Origin of the sequence: Pseudomonas sp. NBRC 111131 (genome assembly GCF_001320525.1) — a bacterium.
Taxonomy (GTDB): Bacteria; Pseudomonadota; Gammaproteobacteria; order Pseudomonadales; family Pseudomonadaceae; genus Aquipseudomonas; species Aquipseudomonas ceruminis.
This window is the reverse complement of the sequence record NZ_BCBH01000032.1, coordinates 37055-51282: the sequence shown is the minus strand read 5'-3', so window position 1 is coordinate 51282 and position 14228 is coordinate 37055. Positions and strand designations below refer to the sequence as shown.

The 14228-nt window shown below is 62.6% G+C and carries 13 protein-coding genes; 2 read left to right on the top strand and 11 right to left on the bottom strand.

Translation table 11 applies throughout. The annotated features are described in order from the left end of the window. Nucleotides 1-15: 15 nt before the first annotated feature. Together APH34_RS28900 and APH34_RS22845 are read right to left on the bottom strand one after the other, a co-directional pair. Complete coding sequence (locus APH34_RS28900; RefSeq protein WP_009681539.1) at nt 16-174, bottom strand: YqaE/Pmp3 family membrane protein; 159 nt, start codon at nt 172-174, stop codon at nt 16-18. Nucleotides 175-323: 149 nt separating this feature from the next. Then, nucleotides 324-1604 (bottom strand): aspartate aminotransferase family protein, encoded by a 1281-nt coding sequence (locus APH34_RS22845; RefSeq protein ID WP_054903063.1) that lies wholly within the window; start codon nt 1602-1604, stop codon nt 324-326. A gap of 211 nt (nt 1605-1815) precedes the next feature. Here APH34_RS22845 and APH34_RS22840 point away from each other — a divergent pair, with 211 nt between their 5' ends. Continuing rightward, nucleotides 1816-2739 carry a LysR family transcriptional regulator gene (locus tag APH34_RS22840; protein WP_054903062.1) on the top strand — a complete coding sequence of 308 codons (924 nt, stop codon included), beginning with the start codon at nt 1816-1818 and terminating at the stop codon, nt 2737-2739. Nucleotides 2740-3000: 261 nt separating this feature from the next. Here the strand turns inward: APH34_RS22840 and APH34_RS22835 are convergent, their stop codons facing one another. The 9 genes from APH34_RS22835 to bioB all read right to left on the bottom strand — a co-directional run bounded on the left by APH34_RS22835 (nt 3001) and on the right by bioB (nt 13392). Beyond that, nucleotides 3001-4779, bottom strand: a complete 1779-nt coding sequence (locus APH34_RS22835) for an acyl-CoA dehydrogenase C-terminal domain-containing protein (protein ID WP_054903061.1) — start codon at nt 4777-4779, stop codon at nt 3001-3003. Between the two features lie 124 nt (nt 4780-4903). Then, on the bottom strand, nt 4904-6187 hold the full coding sequence (locus tag APH34_RS22830) for a diguanylate cyclase (protein WP_054903060.1): 1284 nt from the start codon (nt 6185-6187) through the stop codon (nt 4904-4906). Between the two features lie 213 nt (nt 6188-6400). After that, entirely contained in the window at nt 6401-8206 is a 1806-nt protein-coding gene (locus APH34_RS22825) for a phenylacyl-CoA dehydrogenase (protein WP_054903059.1), read from the bottom strand. Nucleotides 8207-8499: 293 nt separating this feature from the next. After that, nucleotides 8500-8796 carry a hypothetical protein gene (locus tag APH34_RS22820; protein ID WP_054903058.1) on the bottom strand — a complete coding sequence of 99 codons (297 nt, stop codon included), beginning with the start codon at nt 8794-8796 and terminating at the stop codon, nt 8500-8502. A gap of 137 nt (nt 8797-8933) precedes the next feature. Continuing rightward, nucleotides 8934-9614, bottom strand: coding sequence for a dethiobiotin synthase (gene bioD, locus APH34_RS22815; protein WP_054903057.1), 681 nt, complete (start codon nt 9612-9614; stop codon nt 8934-8936). Nucleotides 9615-9624: 10 nt separating this feature from the next. Continuing rightward, entirely contained in the window at nt 9625-10443 is an 819-nt protein-coding gene (gene bioC, locus APH34_RS22810) for a malonyl-ACP O-methyltransferase BioC (RefSeq protein WP_054903056.1), read from the bottom strand. Further along, nucleotides 10436-11167 (bottom strand): alpha/beta fold hydrolase, encoded by a 732-nt coding sequence (locus APH34_RS22805; RefSeq protein WP_054903055.1) that lies wholly within the window; start codon nt 11165-11167, stop codon nt 10436-10438. Before APH34_RS22805 ends, bioC begins: the two co-directional genes overlap by 8 nt. Then, nucleotides 11160-12332 (bottom strand): 8-amino-7-oxononanoate synthase, encoded by a 1173-nt coding sequence (bioF, locus tag APH34_RS22800; RefSeq protein WP_054903054.1) that lies wholly within the window; start codon nt 12330-12332, stop codon nt 11160-11162. Before bioF ends, APH34_RS22805 begins: the two co-directional genes overlap by 8 nt. A gap of 1 nt (nt 12333) precedes the next feature. Further along, entirely contained in the window at nt 12334-13392 is a 1059-nt protein-coding gene (gene bioB, locus APH34_RS22795) for a biotin synthase BioB (RefSeq protein ID WP_054903053.1), read from the bottom strand. A gap of 89 nt (nt 13393-13481) precedes the next feature. Between bioB and APH34_RS22790 the strand changes: the two genes are divergently transcribed. After that, nucleotides 13482-14219 carry a ComF family protein gene (locus tag APH34_RS22790; protein WP_054903052.1) on the top strand — a complete coding sequence of 246 codons (738 nt, stop codon included), beginning with the start codon at nt 13482-13484 and terminating at the stop codon, nt 14217-14219. The last annotated feature ends 9 nt before the right edge of the window (nt 14220-14228 follow it).

Here is a 14228-nt window from a genome sequence, read left to right as displayed (position 1 = left end):
GCAGCCCCAGCACACTCACCGCTTGGCGATGATGTACACCGCATGGACGATCCCTGGGATATACCCCAGCAAAGTCAGCAGAATATTCAGCCAGAACGCTCCGCCGAAGCCGACCTGCAGAAATACGCCCAGCGGCGGCAGGATGATGGCGATGATGATGCGAATGAAGTCCATGCTCGTCTCTCCTTAATGGGTCTAAACACAGACTAGCCGCGTACGGCAGAGGTTCCACAGGCAAACGCCAGGCAAAAAAAACGCCCCGAGCCAAATGAATCAGGCCAGGGGCGATGCGCAGAAACGCCAGACGGTTCGTTGAATTCGTACTATGCCGAGACTTCTCGGCGGGCATGCTGCTGCGCATGCAGGCGGGCGAACGCGCGCGCCAGGCGCAGCAACATTTCATCGATGTTGCCTTTGCTCACAGTCAGCGCCGGCGAAAAGCGCACCACATCCTCCTGTGGTGCATTGAGCAGCAGGCCTTCCTGCAGGGCAGCCTCCACCAGGTCCTTGGCCAGGTGCTCCTGCAACTGCATGGCCCACAGCAGCCCTTGGCCACGCACATGGCCCTGGCCATAACGACCGGCCAGGCGGCTGAGGCCATCGCGCAGGTGGCGCCCGCTGTCTTGAACCTGCTCGAAGAAGCCCGGTTCCAGCACGGTGTCGAGCACCGCAAGGCCCGCCGCGCTCATCAGCGCGTTGCCGTGGTGGCTGCCTTCCAGCTCGCCCGGCTCGGCGCAACATGCCGTACCCCGGGCCAGCAAGGCGGCAAGTGGCACGCCGCCCCCCAGGCCCTTGCCCAGGGTGATGATATCGGCGCGAACGCCGTAGGTTTCTTCGGCCAGCAACGCACCGCAGCGGCCAATCCCGGTCTGCACCTCATCGAGGATCAACAGGATGCCCAGTTCTCGGCACAGCTTCTCCACACCCTGCAGGTACTCGCGCGTCGCCGGAATCACACCCGCCTCACCCTGGATCGGCTCGAGCATGATGGCCACGGTGCGCGAATCGACTTGCGCGTGCAGTGCAGCAAGGTCGTTGAACGGCACTTTGCTGAAACCCGGCAAACCCGGCTCGCAGCGGTTGCACGGCAGCGGGTCGGACGCCGACAGCGCGCCGAGGCTACGACCATGGCAACCCTGGCTGGCGGTGATGATGTGATAGGCGCCGTTACGGTGCAGTTGCCCCCACTTGCGCGCCAGCTTGATCGCCCCTTCACAGGCTTCAGCCCCACTGTTGAGCAGGTAGGCCTGGTCGCTGCCGGTGCTCTGGCACAGGCGGTTGACCAGCTCCAGCAGGCCACGGCTATGAAAGCCTGCACCTGGGTTGATCAGCGCTTGTGCCTGGTTGCCCAGCGCCTTGACCAGCACGCTCGGGCTGTGGCCAAGGCTGTTGACTGCACAACCCTGGGTGAAATCCAGGTAGGCGTGCCCTTCTTTGTCCCACAACCAGGAGCCCTGCCCCCGCACAAACACTTGCGCCGCGCGCTCAGTGCTCGGCATCAGGCGCTCGCGGGACAACGGCGGCGCATCCGGCACGGACACCGGCGCACGCTTAGGCTCGGCAACCGTGGCAGGGGCCGAGCGGCGCAGGTTGAACAGGTTCATCGGGGCTCCAACCAATCACGGTAAAGGGCGGCCAGGGTCCGGTCGTGTTGCCGGCGCTTGATAATTTTGCCTTGCCTATCAAAAGTGTTTTTCAAACGGGGTAACAATGCGTTGATTGAGCGCTGTAACCCGTTGGAATACGGCGATAGACTAGGCTTCGGCGGCGCTTGCGGCCATTCCGTTTTTCCAGCTTTTTTGATAAGTGTTGCTTATGGATTTCCGCCAACTGCGTTATTTCGTCGCGGTTTATGAAGAAGGCCACGTTGGCCGTGCCGCTGAACGCCTGTCACTGTCCCAGCCGGCACTGTCGCAGCAGATTCGCCAACTCGAACACAGCCTTGACCTGAGCCTGTTCGAGCGCAGCAACAAGCGCCTGTTGCCCACCCTGGCGGCGCACACCTTGTACAACCATGCCCTGCCGCTGCTCGATGGCCTGCAGCGCGCCCATGAGGCGATGCGCAACTTCAAGGGCCAGTCGTTGCGCACGCTGGCCATTGGCGTTCTGCAGACCGTGCGTCCGAGCCTGGTACCGCAGTTGCTGGAGCGGGTTCGCAAGGCCCAGCCGCACCTGGTGGTCCAGATTTACGAACTGTCAGGGCTTGAGATCGAGCGGCGCCTGCTCAACGGCAGCCTGGACATCGGTATCAGCTACCTGCCACCGCGCCAACCTGGGTTGCACGGCTTGCTGCTGTACGAAGATGAACTGCAATTGGTCATCCCCGATACCCATGCATTGAAAGACTTCAAGAAGGTGTCGATCAGCCAGGCCGCAGAGCTGCCGATGCTGATGCTCGGTGAGGAATTTCAAATCCGCCAGATCTGGAAGGAACAGTTGGCCAGCCTGGGCCGCCGCCCGCAGGTTCAGGCTGAGATGAACAACATGGGGGGGATTCTCGACAGCTTGGCCCACACCGCTTTGGCCACCATCCTGCCCGGCCGGGCCAAGGATGCCGCAGAAGACGATCAAGGATTGCTGTGGAAGCCTTTGAGCGAGCCACGGGTGCCGCTGAAGGTCGGCCTGGTGTTCCGCGATGCCCAACGCCAGCAGGCGTCGGTAGAGCTGCTGCGGACATTGCTGGAGGAAGAGACCGACGCCCGCCAGTTGGGGGCCTCGCCACTGGATGTGCTGGGCTAAAAAGCGCGCACAAAGAAAACCCCGCCGAAGCGGGGTCTTCCAGACTGTTTCCCTGTGACATCCTTATCGCCCCGCCACCCTGGCAGGAAATCCGTCGTTGTCCCTGTTCTGTCCTTTGCGCTTCCTGCGCAACGTCCATGAACAAAGATTAACCGTGGATCCAATCTGAAACCAGTGGCGAAAAGTCACTGCGTTACGTAGGAAAAGGCTTACAAAAAAGCGGCCATTAGCCATCAGGATGGCACATGGCCGCACCGCACGTCAGAACTGATCCGCCTCCAGCAGGTACAACGATTCACTCCCCGCCTTCACCGACGCCACCAGCGAATCTACCCGCGGCAGCAGGCGTGCAAAGTAGAACCGTGCGGTGCCCAGCTTGGCCGAGTAGAACGCTGGGTCCTCTTCGCCAGCCTTGGCCGCCCGGGCCATCAATGCCCACATGTAGGCGTAGGCCACATAACCAAAGGCATGCAGGTACTCGACCGACGCAGCCCCAATCTCGTTCGGGTTGCCTTTGGCCCGGTCCAGTACCCAATCGGTCAACCCGTCCAGCTGATCGAGGGAGGCGGCCAGAGGCTTGGTAAACTCTTCCAGGTCGCTGCCCGCACTGGCGATGAAGCGGCGGATCTCATCGGAGAACAGCGTGTAGTAGGCACCGCCACTGGCCACCACCTTGCGTCCCATCAAATCCAGGGCCTGGATACCGTTGGTGCCCTCATAGATCTGGGTGATGCGTACATCGCGCACCAACTGCTCCTGGCCCCACTCGCGAATGTAGCCGTGGCCGCCAAATACCTGCTGGCCATGCACCGTGCACTCCAGGCCCAGGTCGGTCAGAAATGCCTTGGCGACCGGCGTCAGCAACGCCACAAGCTCTTCGCTGCGCTTACGCGTACCGGGGTCTTCGCTGTACTTGGCGCTGTCCAGCTGCATGGCCACATACGTGGAGAACGCACGCCCCCCCTCGATCAGCGCTTTCATGGTGAGCAGCATACGGCGCACGTCCGGGTGGACGATGATGGGGTCGGCGACCTTGTCTTTGGCTTGCGGGCCAGTAGGGGCTCGGCTTTGCAGACGGTCACGGGCGTACTCGACGGCGTTCTGGTAAGAACGCTCTGCCGAGGCCAGGCCCTGAATGCCCACGCCCAGGCGCTCATAGTTCATCATGGTGAACATCGCCGCCAGGCCTTTGTTGGGCTCACCGACGATGTAACCCACCGCGTCATCGAAGTTCATCACGCAGGTAGCCGAGGCCTGAATACCCATCTTGTGCTCGATCGAGCCGCAGGTGGCCGGGTTGCGCGCGCCAAGGCTGCCATCGTCATTGACCAGCACCTTCGGCACCAGGAACAGCGAGATGCCCTTGGGCCCGGCCGGCGCATCCGGCAGCTTGGCCAGCACCAGATGGATGATGTTCTCGGTCAGGTCGTGCTCGCCACCGGTGATGAAGATCTTGGTGCCGCTGATCTTGTAGCTGCCATCGGCCTGGGGTTCGGCCTTGGTGCGAATGATGCCCAGGTCGGTGCCGGCATGGGGCTCGGTCAGGCACATGGACCCGGCCCACACGCCGGCATACATGTTCGGCAGGTACTTCTCCTTCAACGCTTCGCTGGCGTGAGCGTTGATCGACAGGCAGGCGCCTGCGGTCAGCATCGGGTACAGACCGAAGGCCAGGCTCGAGGCATTGACCATTTCTTCGACTTGGGCCGAGATCGACTTGGGCATGCCCATGCCACCGAATTGCGGGTCGCCGCCTACACCAACCCAACCGCCTTGGGCGTAGGTGTTGTAGGCGTCGATGAAGCCCGCAGGCGTGCGCACAGCTCCGTTGTCCCAGTGGCAGCCTTCTTCGTCAGCAGCGCGGCTGAGCGGAGCGATGGTCTTGCTGGTGACCTTGCCAGCTTCTTCCAGCACGGCCAGGGCGGTTTCGGCATCGACCGCTTCGGCCAGTGGGGGCAACTGCGCCCACTGTTCGGCCACATTGAAGACTTCATTCAGAACGAAGCGCATGTCGCGCAGGGGCGCTTTATAGTCAGCCATCACAACCTCTCGCTGGTCGGGTCGGGGCGGTCTCACGAAACCGCGGCACGGGGATTGAATCCAGTGTAACCGAACAACTTTTGCGAGACATAGGGTCATCACGCGACTAGTAAGTCCATTTCGGTCACGCCATGCGAATCGCCCCACGGCGCGATTGCTGCCCGTCCACCATGACGCAGTTCCGCCCTGCCCCCTTGGCGCTGTACAACGCCTGGTCGGCGGACTTGAGCACATCCTCCGGGTTACGGTGCTCCACCTGGCGCTCGGCCACACCGATACTGATGGTCACCGATACCGTGCTCGAAGCGCTGCCGATACGCCGCTGTCGCCCTGCACTATCGTCCTGCGGGCGGCTATTTTGGTCACGCAGCTGCATTGCATAGTTGGCGATCATCTCGCGAACGGCTTCCAGATGGGGCAGGCATTCCTCGGCGGTCTTGCCAGCGAACACCAGCGCAAATTCCTCACCGCCATAACGGTAGGCGCGGCCACCACCCGTCACCTTGGACAACCGGCTGGCCACCAGGCGCAGTACCTGGTCACCCACATCGTGGCCATGGGTGTCGTTGAATTTCTTGAAGTGATCGACGTCGGTCATGGCGATCACGTAGTTGCGCCCCAGGCGTTGCATGCGCTCGTTCAGCGCGCGCCGCCCGGGCAAGCCGGTGAGCTCGTCGCGGAAGGCCATCTGATACGCCTCGTGGGACACGGCCGCGGCGATCATCAGCATCACCTGGCTGCACATGATGTTCAGCGTGAACGGCAGGATGAAGGTTTGCGGCAGCATCCAGAAAATGCCGAGCAAGCCGATGATCTGCGCCGCGTGCAACGGCCTGGGTTCACGCAGGTACTGCACCACCAACAGGATCAAAACCCCGATGAACAGCGGATAGACCATCTGGATCAGGCTCATCCACTGCCCATGCAGCGACGGCCAGCGGATTTCCGCCAGCCAGCTCAGCAGCGCCTCGGGATAACTCTGCTCGAGTGCCACAGCCACGCCGCTGACGGCAAACAGCACGGCAAATCGGGCAAGCAGGTCCTGGGCCAGGTGGGTACGTTCCTGCCAGACGCCATACAAGCCGAACAGCGCAGGCAAAAGCAGGCACACCAGGTGGAAGATCACCGCCGCGTCATCGCGTACGCGGCCGTTGTCGCGGTAATAATCGGTCTGGGTATCGAGCAGGAAGTAGGCGATGTACACCGTGACCATCAGAAACAGCTCGCGTTGACGGCGGTACACGGCGCAATAGGCGCCGCCGAGCAACAGGACCAAGGTGGGCAGCACGTTGAACAGCGAGGTGAAAAAGACGCTAAGGTCTCTTGCATAGGCCGCCGCAAGCCCTGCCAGCAACAGGAACAGCGAAGGCAGGAAGTGGCTGGCGCGTACAGCGTTTAGACGAAACAAGGGTAATCTCCGACCCGGCAGATCAATAATGGCATTGTGCCCTTACTTCATCGGCAGCGCACATGAATAGATGAATACACGGGTAACGGCAGCAGGGGCGGAGGGCTTGAGCTTTTGTTGTTACTGAATCTTAGGGGGCCGCTTTTGCAGCGCCCTAAAAATGCAAAAGCCGCCTGCCCGTGAGGGCAGACGGCTTGCTGGCAAACGATAGGATCAGATCGACAGACCGAAGTCCTCTTCCTTCATTGCCATGAGGTTACCGGCACCGGACAGCATCGCCGCCACGTGAGCGCGGGTGCGCGGCAGGATGCGCTGGAAGTAGAAGCGCGCAGTCTGCAACTTAGCAGTGTAGAACGCCTCTTCCGAGGTACCGGCAGCCAGCTTCTCGGCAGCCAGGCGAGCGATGTCGGCCCAGAAGTACGCCAGGCAGGCATAACCGGAGTACATCAGGTAGTCCACCGACGCAGCGCCCACTTCCTCGCGGTCCTTCATGGCAGCCATGCCCACCTTCATGGTCAGCTCGCCCCATTCCTTGTTCAGCGCAGCCAGTGGCTCGACGAACTCTTTGACCGCCTCAACGCCTTCCTGCGCCTGGCAGAACTTGTGCACGATCTTGGTGAAGCCCTTGAGCGCCTCGCCCTGGGTCATCAGCACTTTGCGGCCCAGCAGGTCGAGTGCCTGGATGCCGGTGGTGCCTTCGTACAGCATGGAGATACGGCTGTCGCGCACGTTCTGCTCCATGCCCCACTCGGCAATGAAGCCGTGGCCGCCGTAGATCTGCACGCCATGGTTGGCCGCCTCGAAGCCGACTTCGGTCATGAAGGCTTTGGCGATCGGGGTCAGGAAGGCCAGCAGCGCATCGGCCTTCTTGCGCTCTTCCTCGTCCTGGCTGTACTTGACGATGTCCACCTGCTTGGCGGTGAAGTACACCATTGCACGATTGCCTTCGGCGAAGGCTTTCATGGTCAGCAGCATGCGACGCACGTCCGGGTGGACGATGATCGGGTCAGCGGCCTTGTCCGGGGCTTTAGGGCCGGTCAGCGAACGCATCTGCAGACGGTCACGGGCGTATTTCAAGCCACCCTGGAACGCCACCTCGGCGTGGGCCAGGCCTTGCAGCGCGGTACCCAGGCGAGCGGTGTTCATGAAGGTGAACATGCAATTCAGGCCCTTGTTCGCCGGGCCAATCAGGTAACCGGTGGCGCTGTCGAAGTTCATCACGCAGGTAGCGTTGCCGTGGATGCCCATCTTGTGCTCGATCGAGCCACAGCTCACGCCATTGCGCTCACCCACGCCGCCTTCGGCGGTGGGCAGGAACTTGGGCACGATGAACAGGGAGATGCCTTTGGTGCCGGCGGGTGCGTCGGGCAGGCGGGCCAGAACGATATGGACAATGTTGCCGGCCATGTCGTGTTCGCCGGCAGAGATGAAGATCTTGGTCCCGGAAATCTTGTAGGAGCCGTCGGCCTGCGGTTCGGCCTTGGTACGCAGCATGCCCAGGTCGGTACCACAGTGCGGTTCGGTCAGGCACATGGTGCCGGTCCATTCGCCGGATACCAGCTTGGTCAGGTAGACCTCCTGCTGCTCAGCAGTGCCATGGGCGGAAATCGTGTTCATCGCACCATGGGACAGGCCTGGGTACATGCCCCATGACCAGTTGGACTCCCCGACCATCTCGCTCAGGGCCAGGCCCAACGACTCTGGCAGGCCTTGGCCACCATGGGCGACATCGTGCGCCAGGCTCGGCCAGCCGCCCTCGACAAACTGCTCATAGGCTTCCTTGAAGCCGGTAGGCGTCTTCACGCCCGACTCGCTCCAGGTGCAGCCTTCCAGGTCACCAACACGGTTCAGCGGGGCCAGCACCTGTTCACAGAACTTCGCGCCTTCTTCGAGGATCGCGTCAACCATGTCAGGCGTGGCGTCCTGGCAACCCGGCAGGCTCTGATAGTGCGCCTCGTAGCCGAGCAGCTCGTCGCGAACGAAACGAATATCACGCAAGGGGGCTTTGTAATCAGGCATTGCGATGAACCTCTGTGATGAGTCCGGTGGGGAGACCGCTGATACCGACCAGCTCTTGGGTGGCTTTCGGTCAAACAGTTGTTTGAAACTTACGTTTAGCATGGCCCGATGTCAAGGAGGGACTATGGTGCCATTTACGCCGCGAAAGATGGCTTTTATGCCATCGCACAAAAAACGCGCGTGCAGCCGCAGGTTTACCGGCGAATAAGCCCTGCCAAACCGTAAGGGTCTCTGGCAGGACACATTCGCGGGTAAACCCGCTTCCATGGTGGTTTCGTGGGGGTGCCTGAGGGTCAGGCGTAGGTGTCGATGAAGCGACCGAGCATTTCGTCGGAAGCTTTGGCAACCTTCACACCCAGCTCGACCTCGGTTTTACCCAGGGCAAGCTGCACAGTGCTGGTGGCCAGGTCCATCTGTTGGCTGCGATCCACCGCCCGCAGGCGCTCGGCCTGAAAGTCGCTGGACTGGCTGGTGGCGGCGCGTTCGACCGTGGTGTTGGCGATCTGGCCGGCGGCCTGGTCGATGCGGTTCTGCCCGGTCTGAATGGCGCTGAGGCCCGCGTAGTAGGCGGAGCTACCGGTGATTTCCATGTCAAAACTCCAATGACGCTGGATGTGAGCAGGGTCAATTAAAGCAGGCCAAGGTAGAAAAGGCCCGTTTAAATCCCTAATGGCCTAGTGCTAGTTGATAGGCCATGGACATATGACAGCCCTGAGCGGCCCCTCAACTAATCCAGCAAATCCAGCTGCAGATGCGCCGCCACCGCTTCGGCACTCGCGTGCTTGAGCCGGGGCACGCGCCCCAGGCAAGGCGCTGGCAAGCGCTCGGCCAGACTGGCCAGGTTCTCTTCCAGGCGCGAAGTGCGCGGCTCGATGATGTTGGCCACCCAGCCTGCCAGTTGCAGCCCGTCACGGGCAATCGCCTCGGCGCTGAGCAGGGCGTGGTTGATGCAGCCCAGGCGCACACCTACTACAAGAATCACCGGCAGCTTCAGGGCGATGGCCAGGTCGGAGAGGTTGGCATGATCGGACAACGGTACCCGCCAGCCACCCGCGCCTTCGACCAAGGTGAAGTCCGCGCCCTGATCCAGCACGTGTTTCATTGCCTTCAGCAGTGCAGGCACCTCCAGCGCAACGCCCGCCTCACGCGCGGCCACGTGCGGTGCGATGGCCGGCTCGAAGGCAAAGGGGTTGATCGCTTCATAGGCCAGCTTGAACGTGCTTTGGTCGATCAGCGCCTGGGCATCGGCATTGCGCAGCCCCTTTGCCGTCACGGTGCAGCCGGACGCCACCGGCTTGGCGCCCAGCGTACTCAGGCCTTGCAGCCGCGCGGCATGCAGCAGGCCAGCGGCAATGGTGGTCTTGCCGACATCGGTATCGGTCCCGGCGATGAAATAGACCTGGCTCATCTCGCTCCTCTCATGCCTGTGGCTTGCGCAACACACCATAGACCACCTGGTAGGTGGCTGGCAGCCCCTGAGGCTGGCGAAACGCTTCATACGCCTGCAAGAAGCCCTGCATGCGGGCGCGGCCGGTCAGACCGGCAGGCCGGCCAGGGTTGAGGTTATGCGCGCCAAGTGCCTTGAGCTCATGGGTCAGGCTGCGCACATCCGGGTAGTGCAGCACATGTGGCTGGCGTTCAAGGCCCAGTAACTCAAAGCCACTTGCCGCGCACAGGCGCTGGTAATCCTCGAAGCGGCGGAAGCGATTGACATGTACCCTGCCATCCACGGCCTGCCAACTGGCGCGCAGTTCATCAAGGGTACCGACACACAGGCTGCTGAAAGCTAGCAAACCGCCGGGGCGCAATACCCGTCTGGCTTCGGCCAACACACTGGCGAACTGCCCGCACCACTGCACCGCCAGGCTGGAAAACACCAGGTCGACACTGGCATCGCGCAGCGGCAGGCGCTCAGCGTCGCCCGCCACATGGTACTGGGCCCCACCCTGCTCGCCGCGGGCATGGCGCAACATACCCTCGGCAATGTCCACGGCCACCCCACTTGCTGATGCGAAACGCTCGGCCAGCACACGGCTGAAGTGCCCGGTGCCACTGCCAAGGTCCAGCCAGCGTGAAGGCATCAACGGGTCGGGCAGATGTTCCAACAGGCTCATGCCCACGGCGCGCTGCAGCGCCGCCACGCTGTCGTAGCTGGCCGCCGCACGGGAGAACGACGCCGCGACCTGGCGCTTGTCCGGCAAAGCGCCTGGCAGGGTTGGATGGGAAAGGTTAGTCATCGCCACTCTCATGCAGGAAATTCTTGATGCCCGCCGCCAGCTCCTGTGGGTACTCCAGCAGGAAGGCGTGGGAACTGTCTTCAACCAGCCCGACCTCGACGTCGGGCAGCAGTTCGCACAGCGCCTTGGCCGCTTCCGGGGGCACCAGCGCGTCGCTGCCGGCGAACAGGTGCAGTTGCGGGCCTGCGTAGGTTTGTAGTGCTTCGCGGGTATCGAGCTTGGCCAGTACTTCAAGCCCGGTGGCCAGATAGAGCGGGTCGGTGTCCGGCACGCCGACACCCAGCTGGCGCAACAGCGTGCGCGGCTGCAGGGCACCCTCGCTGCACAAGGTCCGGAAACGCTTGAGGGTCACCGAGGTATGGCTGCGGCAACCGTCGAGAAACGTACCGAAGGTGTCATCCGCCATGCCATGTGGCCAATCCCCCCGCGCCACGAAACTGGGGTTGCTGGCCAGGGTCAGCAACCCGCAGCAGTGGTCGCCGCGCTTGCGCGCCAGCTCGCTGGCAAGCATGCCGCCAAGCGACCAGCCCCCCAGCCAGGCATCGCTGGGCAACTTGCGGTCAAGATGGTCGACCCATGCCTGTACATCGGCGTCAGGCAGTTCCGGCAAGGGCATCAACTCGACCTGCAGACGGGCATCCTGGGCGCGCAAACTGGCGGCCAGCGGTTCCAGCGCCGCAGTGCCCAGCCCCCAGCCAGGCAAAAGGATCAATCGGTTACGCATCGGCGGCCTCCAGCTGTGGATAACAATCGGCCAATGCATTCAACAATAGCTGCACCTGCGCCTCGCTGTGCGCGGCGCTCAGGGTGACCCGCAGGCGGGCGCTGCCGGCGGGCACAGTAGGCGGGCGGATGGCAGTCACCAGCATGCCGCGTTCACGCAACATGCGTGACAGGCGCAATGCCTGCGCACTGTCGCCGATCACGATCGGCTGGATCGGGGTGGGGCTGTCCATCAGGTGCAGGCCAATCTGCTCGGCGCCCTGGCGGAACTGGCGGATCAACGCCGCCAAGTGTTCCCGGCGCCAGGTTTCACGGCGCAGCAATTCCAGGCTCTTGAGCGTGGCGCAGGCCAGTGCCGGCGGCTGGCTGGTGGTGTAGATGTAGGGCCTGGCGAACTGCACCAGCGCCTCGATCAACGCTTCACTGCCAGCGACAAAGGCACCCGCCGTGCCACAGGCCTTGCCCAGCGTACCGATCAGCACCGGCACATCATCGATGCCCAGGCCGAAGTGCTCGACGATACCGCCGCCCTGAGCCCCCAAGGTCCCCAGGCCATGAGCATCATCGACCATCAACCAGGCGCCCCGCGCCCGCGCGACCTTGGCCAGCGCTGGCAGATCGGCAAGGTCGCCGTCCATGCTGAACACGCCGTCGGTGACCACCAGGGTGTTGCCGCTGGCTTTCTCCAGGCGGCTGGCCAGGCTTGCCGCATCGTTGTGCAGGTAACGGCTGAAACGGGCGCCGCTGAGCAGGCCGCCATCGAGCAACGAGGCATGGTTGAGGCGGTCTTGCAGCACAGTATCGCCCTGCCCCACCAACGCCGTAATGGCGCCGAGGTTGGCCATGTACCCGGTGGAAAACAGCAGCGCACGTGGGCGACCGGTCAACTCAGCCAGTGCCTCTTCAACCTGATGGTGCGGCGTGCTGTGGCCAATCACCAGGTGGGACGCGCCGCCGCCGACACCCCAGCGCTCGGCACCCGCCTGCCAGGCGGCGACGACCTCGGGGTGGTTGGCCAGGCCCAGGTAGTCATTGCTGCAGAAGGCCAGCAGTGGCTGGCCATCCACCACCACCTCCGGCCCTTGCGGGCTTTCCAGCAGTGGCCGCTGCCGATACAGGTCCGCAGCGCGCCGTTCGGCCAGGCGCGCTGCCAGGTCGAAAGCCATGTCAGGCAGACGCGGCGTTGTAGAACAGTTCGCTGCTGCGTTGTTCGACCAGCGCCTGCTCGATGGCGGCCTGGTGCACTTCGTCGGCGTGCTCTTCGCGTGCTTCGGGCTTGATGCCCAGGCGGGCGAACAGCTGCATGTCCTTGTCAGCCTGCGGGTTGGCAGTGGTCAGCAGTTTTTCGCCGTAGAAGATCGAATTGGCGCCGGCCATGAATGCCAGGGCCTGCATCTGCTCGTTCATCTGCTCGCGCCCGGCAGACAGGCGCACGTGGGACTTCGGCATGAGGATCCGTGCGACCGCCAGCATGCGGATGAAATCGAACGGGTCGACATCTTCTTCATTGGCCAACGGCGTGCCAGCTACTTTCACCAGCATGTTGATCGGTACCGACTCCGGGTGCTCGGGCAGGTTGGCCAACTGGATCAGCAGGCCGGCACGGTCGTCCAGCGACTCGCCCATGCCCAGGATGCCGCCAGAGCAGATCTTCATCCCGGCATCACGTACATAGGCCAGGGTTTGCAGGCGCTCTGCGTAGGTGCGGGTAGTAATGATGCTGCCGTAGAACTCTGGCGAAGTGTCGAGGTTGTGGTTGTAGTAGTCCAGGCCAGCCTGGGCAAGGGCCTGGGTCTGCTCCTGGTCGAGTTTGCCCAGGGTCATGCAGGTTTCCAGGCCTATGGCCTTGACCCCTTTGACCATCTCCAGCACGTAGGGCATGTCTTTGGCGGACGGGTGCTTCCAGGCCGCGCCCATGCAGAAGCGGGTCGAACCGATGGCCTTGGCCCGTGCGGCTTCTTCCAGCACTTTCTGCACTTCCATCAGCTTCTGTTTTTCCAGCCCGGTGTTGTAGTGGCCGGACTGCGGACAATATTTGCAATCTTCCGGGCAGGCACCGGTCTTGATCGACAGCAAGGTGGAGACTTGGACGCGATTAGGGTCGAAATGCGCGCGGTGCACGGTCTGCGCCTGGAACAGCAAGTCATTGAACGGTTGCAGGAACAGGGCCTTTACCTCGGCCAAGGCCCAGTCGTGACGTGTTGTTGCAGTTGTGCTGGCGCTCATCGGTGTTTCCTTGTTTAGGCTGTAGCTGGCGCCGGGACAGGACTGCCCACCAGCGCATCACGGATAGCTCGCATAGTCATGGAAGGCCTATGAACTGTCAACCTTGGTTAAAAGCACTGGTTTACAAGTGTATAAATACTAATCAAGCCTGTTTGCTCTGCGATGAAAGTGCGCAGCAGCCCTACCCCTTGTGCATCGCCTGCGAACAAGCGCTGCCCTGGCTGGATGAGTACTGCCTGCACTGCGCGTTGCCCCTGCCGATGGCCGGGCTGACCTGCGCCCAGTGCAGCCGCCGTGCCCCAGCCTTCGACCTGGTGGTTGCGCCCTGGCACTATGGGTTTCCGATGGACACCTTGATCCACCGCTTCAAGCACAACAGCCAATGGCCGCTGGGCCGCTTGATGGCCGAAATGCTCAGCTTGAACCTGCGCCACCGTTTCGAAGAAGGCCAGCCGAGGCCAGAGCTGCTGTTACCCGTACCTCTGGCCCGGCGTCGACTGCGCGAGCGCGGCTTCAATCAGGCCGGCATGTTGGCAAGCTGGTTGTCAAAGGGCCTGGCAATAGATTGCAACGACCGCTTACTGCTGCGCACACGCGAAACACCCGCCCAGCAAAGCCTGGACGCCAGGGCTCGCCACCGTAACCTGCAACGGGCATTTGCCCTGGCCGCAGAAGATGCGGTCAAGGGCAGGCATGTGGCTGTGGTGGATGATGTGCTGACCACCGGGGCCACCGCACACGCCATCGCCCAGCTGCTGCGCAGCGCCGGCGCACGACGCGTTGACGTGTATTGCCTGGCACGCACGGCAAAACCGGGGCAAGCTTGACGGGTCAGT

Coding starts and splice junctions, on each gene's coding strand:
- APH34_RS28900 (WP_009681539.1), bottom strand. CDS start 174: ATGGACTTCATTCGCATCATCATCGCCATCATCCTGCCGCCGCTGGGC.
- APH34_RS22845 (WP_054903063.1), bottom strand. CDS start 1,604: ATGAACCTGTTCAACCTGCGCCGCTCGGCCCCTGCCACGGTTGCCGAG.
- APH34_RS22840 (WP_054903062.1), top strand. CDS start 1,816: ATGGATTTCCGCCAACTGCGTTATTTCGTCGCGGTTTATGAAGAAGGC.
- APH34_RS22835 (WP_054903061.1), bottom strand. CDS start 4,779: ATGGCTGACTATAAAGCGCCCCTGCGCGACATGCGCTTCGTTCTGAAT.
- APH34_RS22825 (WP_054903059.1), bottom strand. CDS start 8,206: ATGCCTGATTACAAAGCCCCCTTGCGTGATATTCGTTTCGTTCGCGAC.
- APH34_RS22820 (WP_054903058.1), bottom strand. CDS start 8,796: ATGGAAATCACCGGTAGCTCCGCCTACTACGCGGGCCTCAGCGCCATT.
- bioD (WP_054903057.1), bottom strand. CDS start 9,614: ATGAGCCAGGTCTATTTCATCGCCGGGACCGATACCGATGTCGGCAAG.
- bioC (WP_054903056.1), bottom strand. CDS start 10,443: ATGACTAACCTTTCCCATCCAACCCTGCCAGGCGCTTTGCCGGACAAG.
- APH34_RS22805 (WP_054903055.1), bottom strand. CDS start 11,167: ATGCGTAACCGATTGATCCTTTTGCCTGGCTGGGGGCTGGGCACTGCG.
- bioF (WP_054903054.1), bottom strand. CDS start 12,332: ATGGCTTTCGACCTGGCAGCGCGCCTGGCCGAACGGCGCGCTGCGGAC.
- bioB (WP_054903053.1), bottom strand. CDS start 13,392: ATGAGCGCCAGCACAACTGCAACAACACGTCACGACTGGGCCTTGGCC.
- APH34_RS22790 (WP_054903052.1), top strand. CDS start 13,482: ATGAACTGTCAACCTTGGTTAAAAGCACTGGTTTACAAGTGTATAAAT.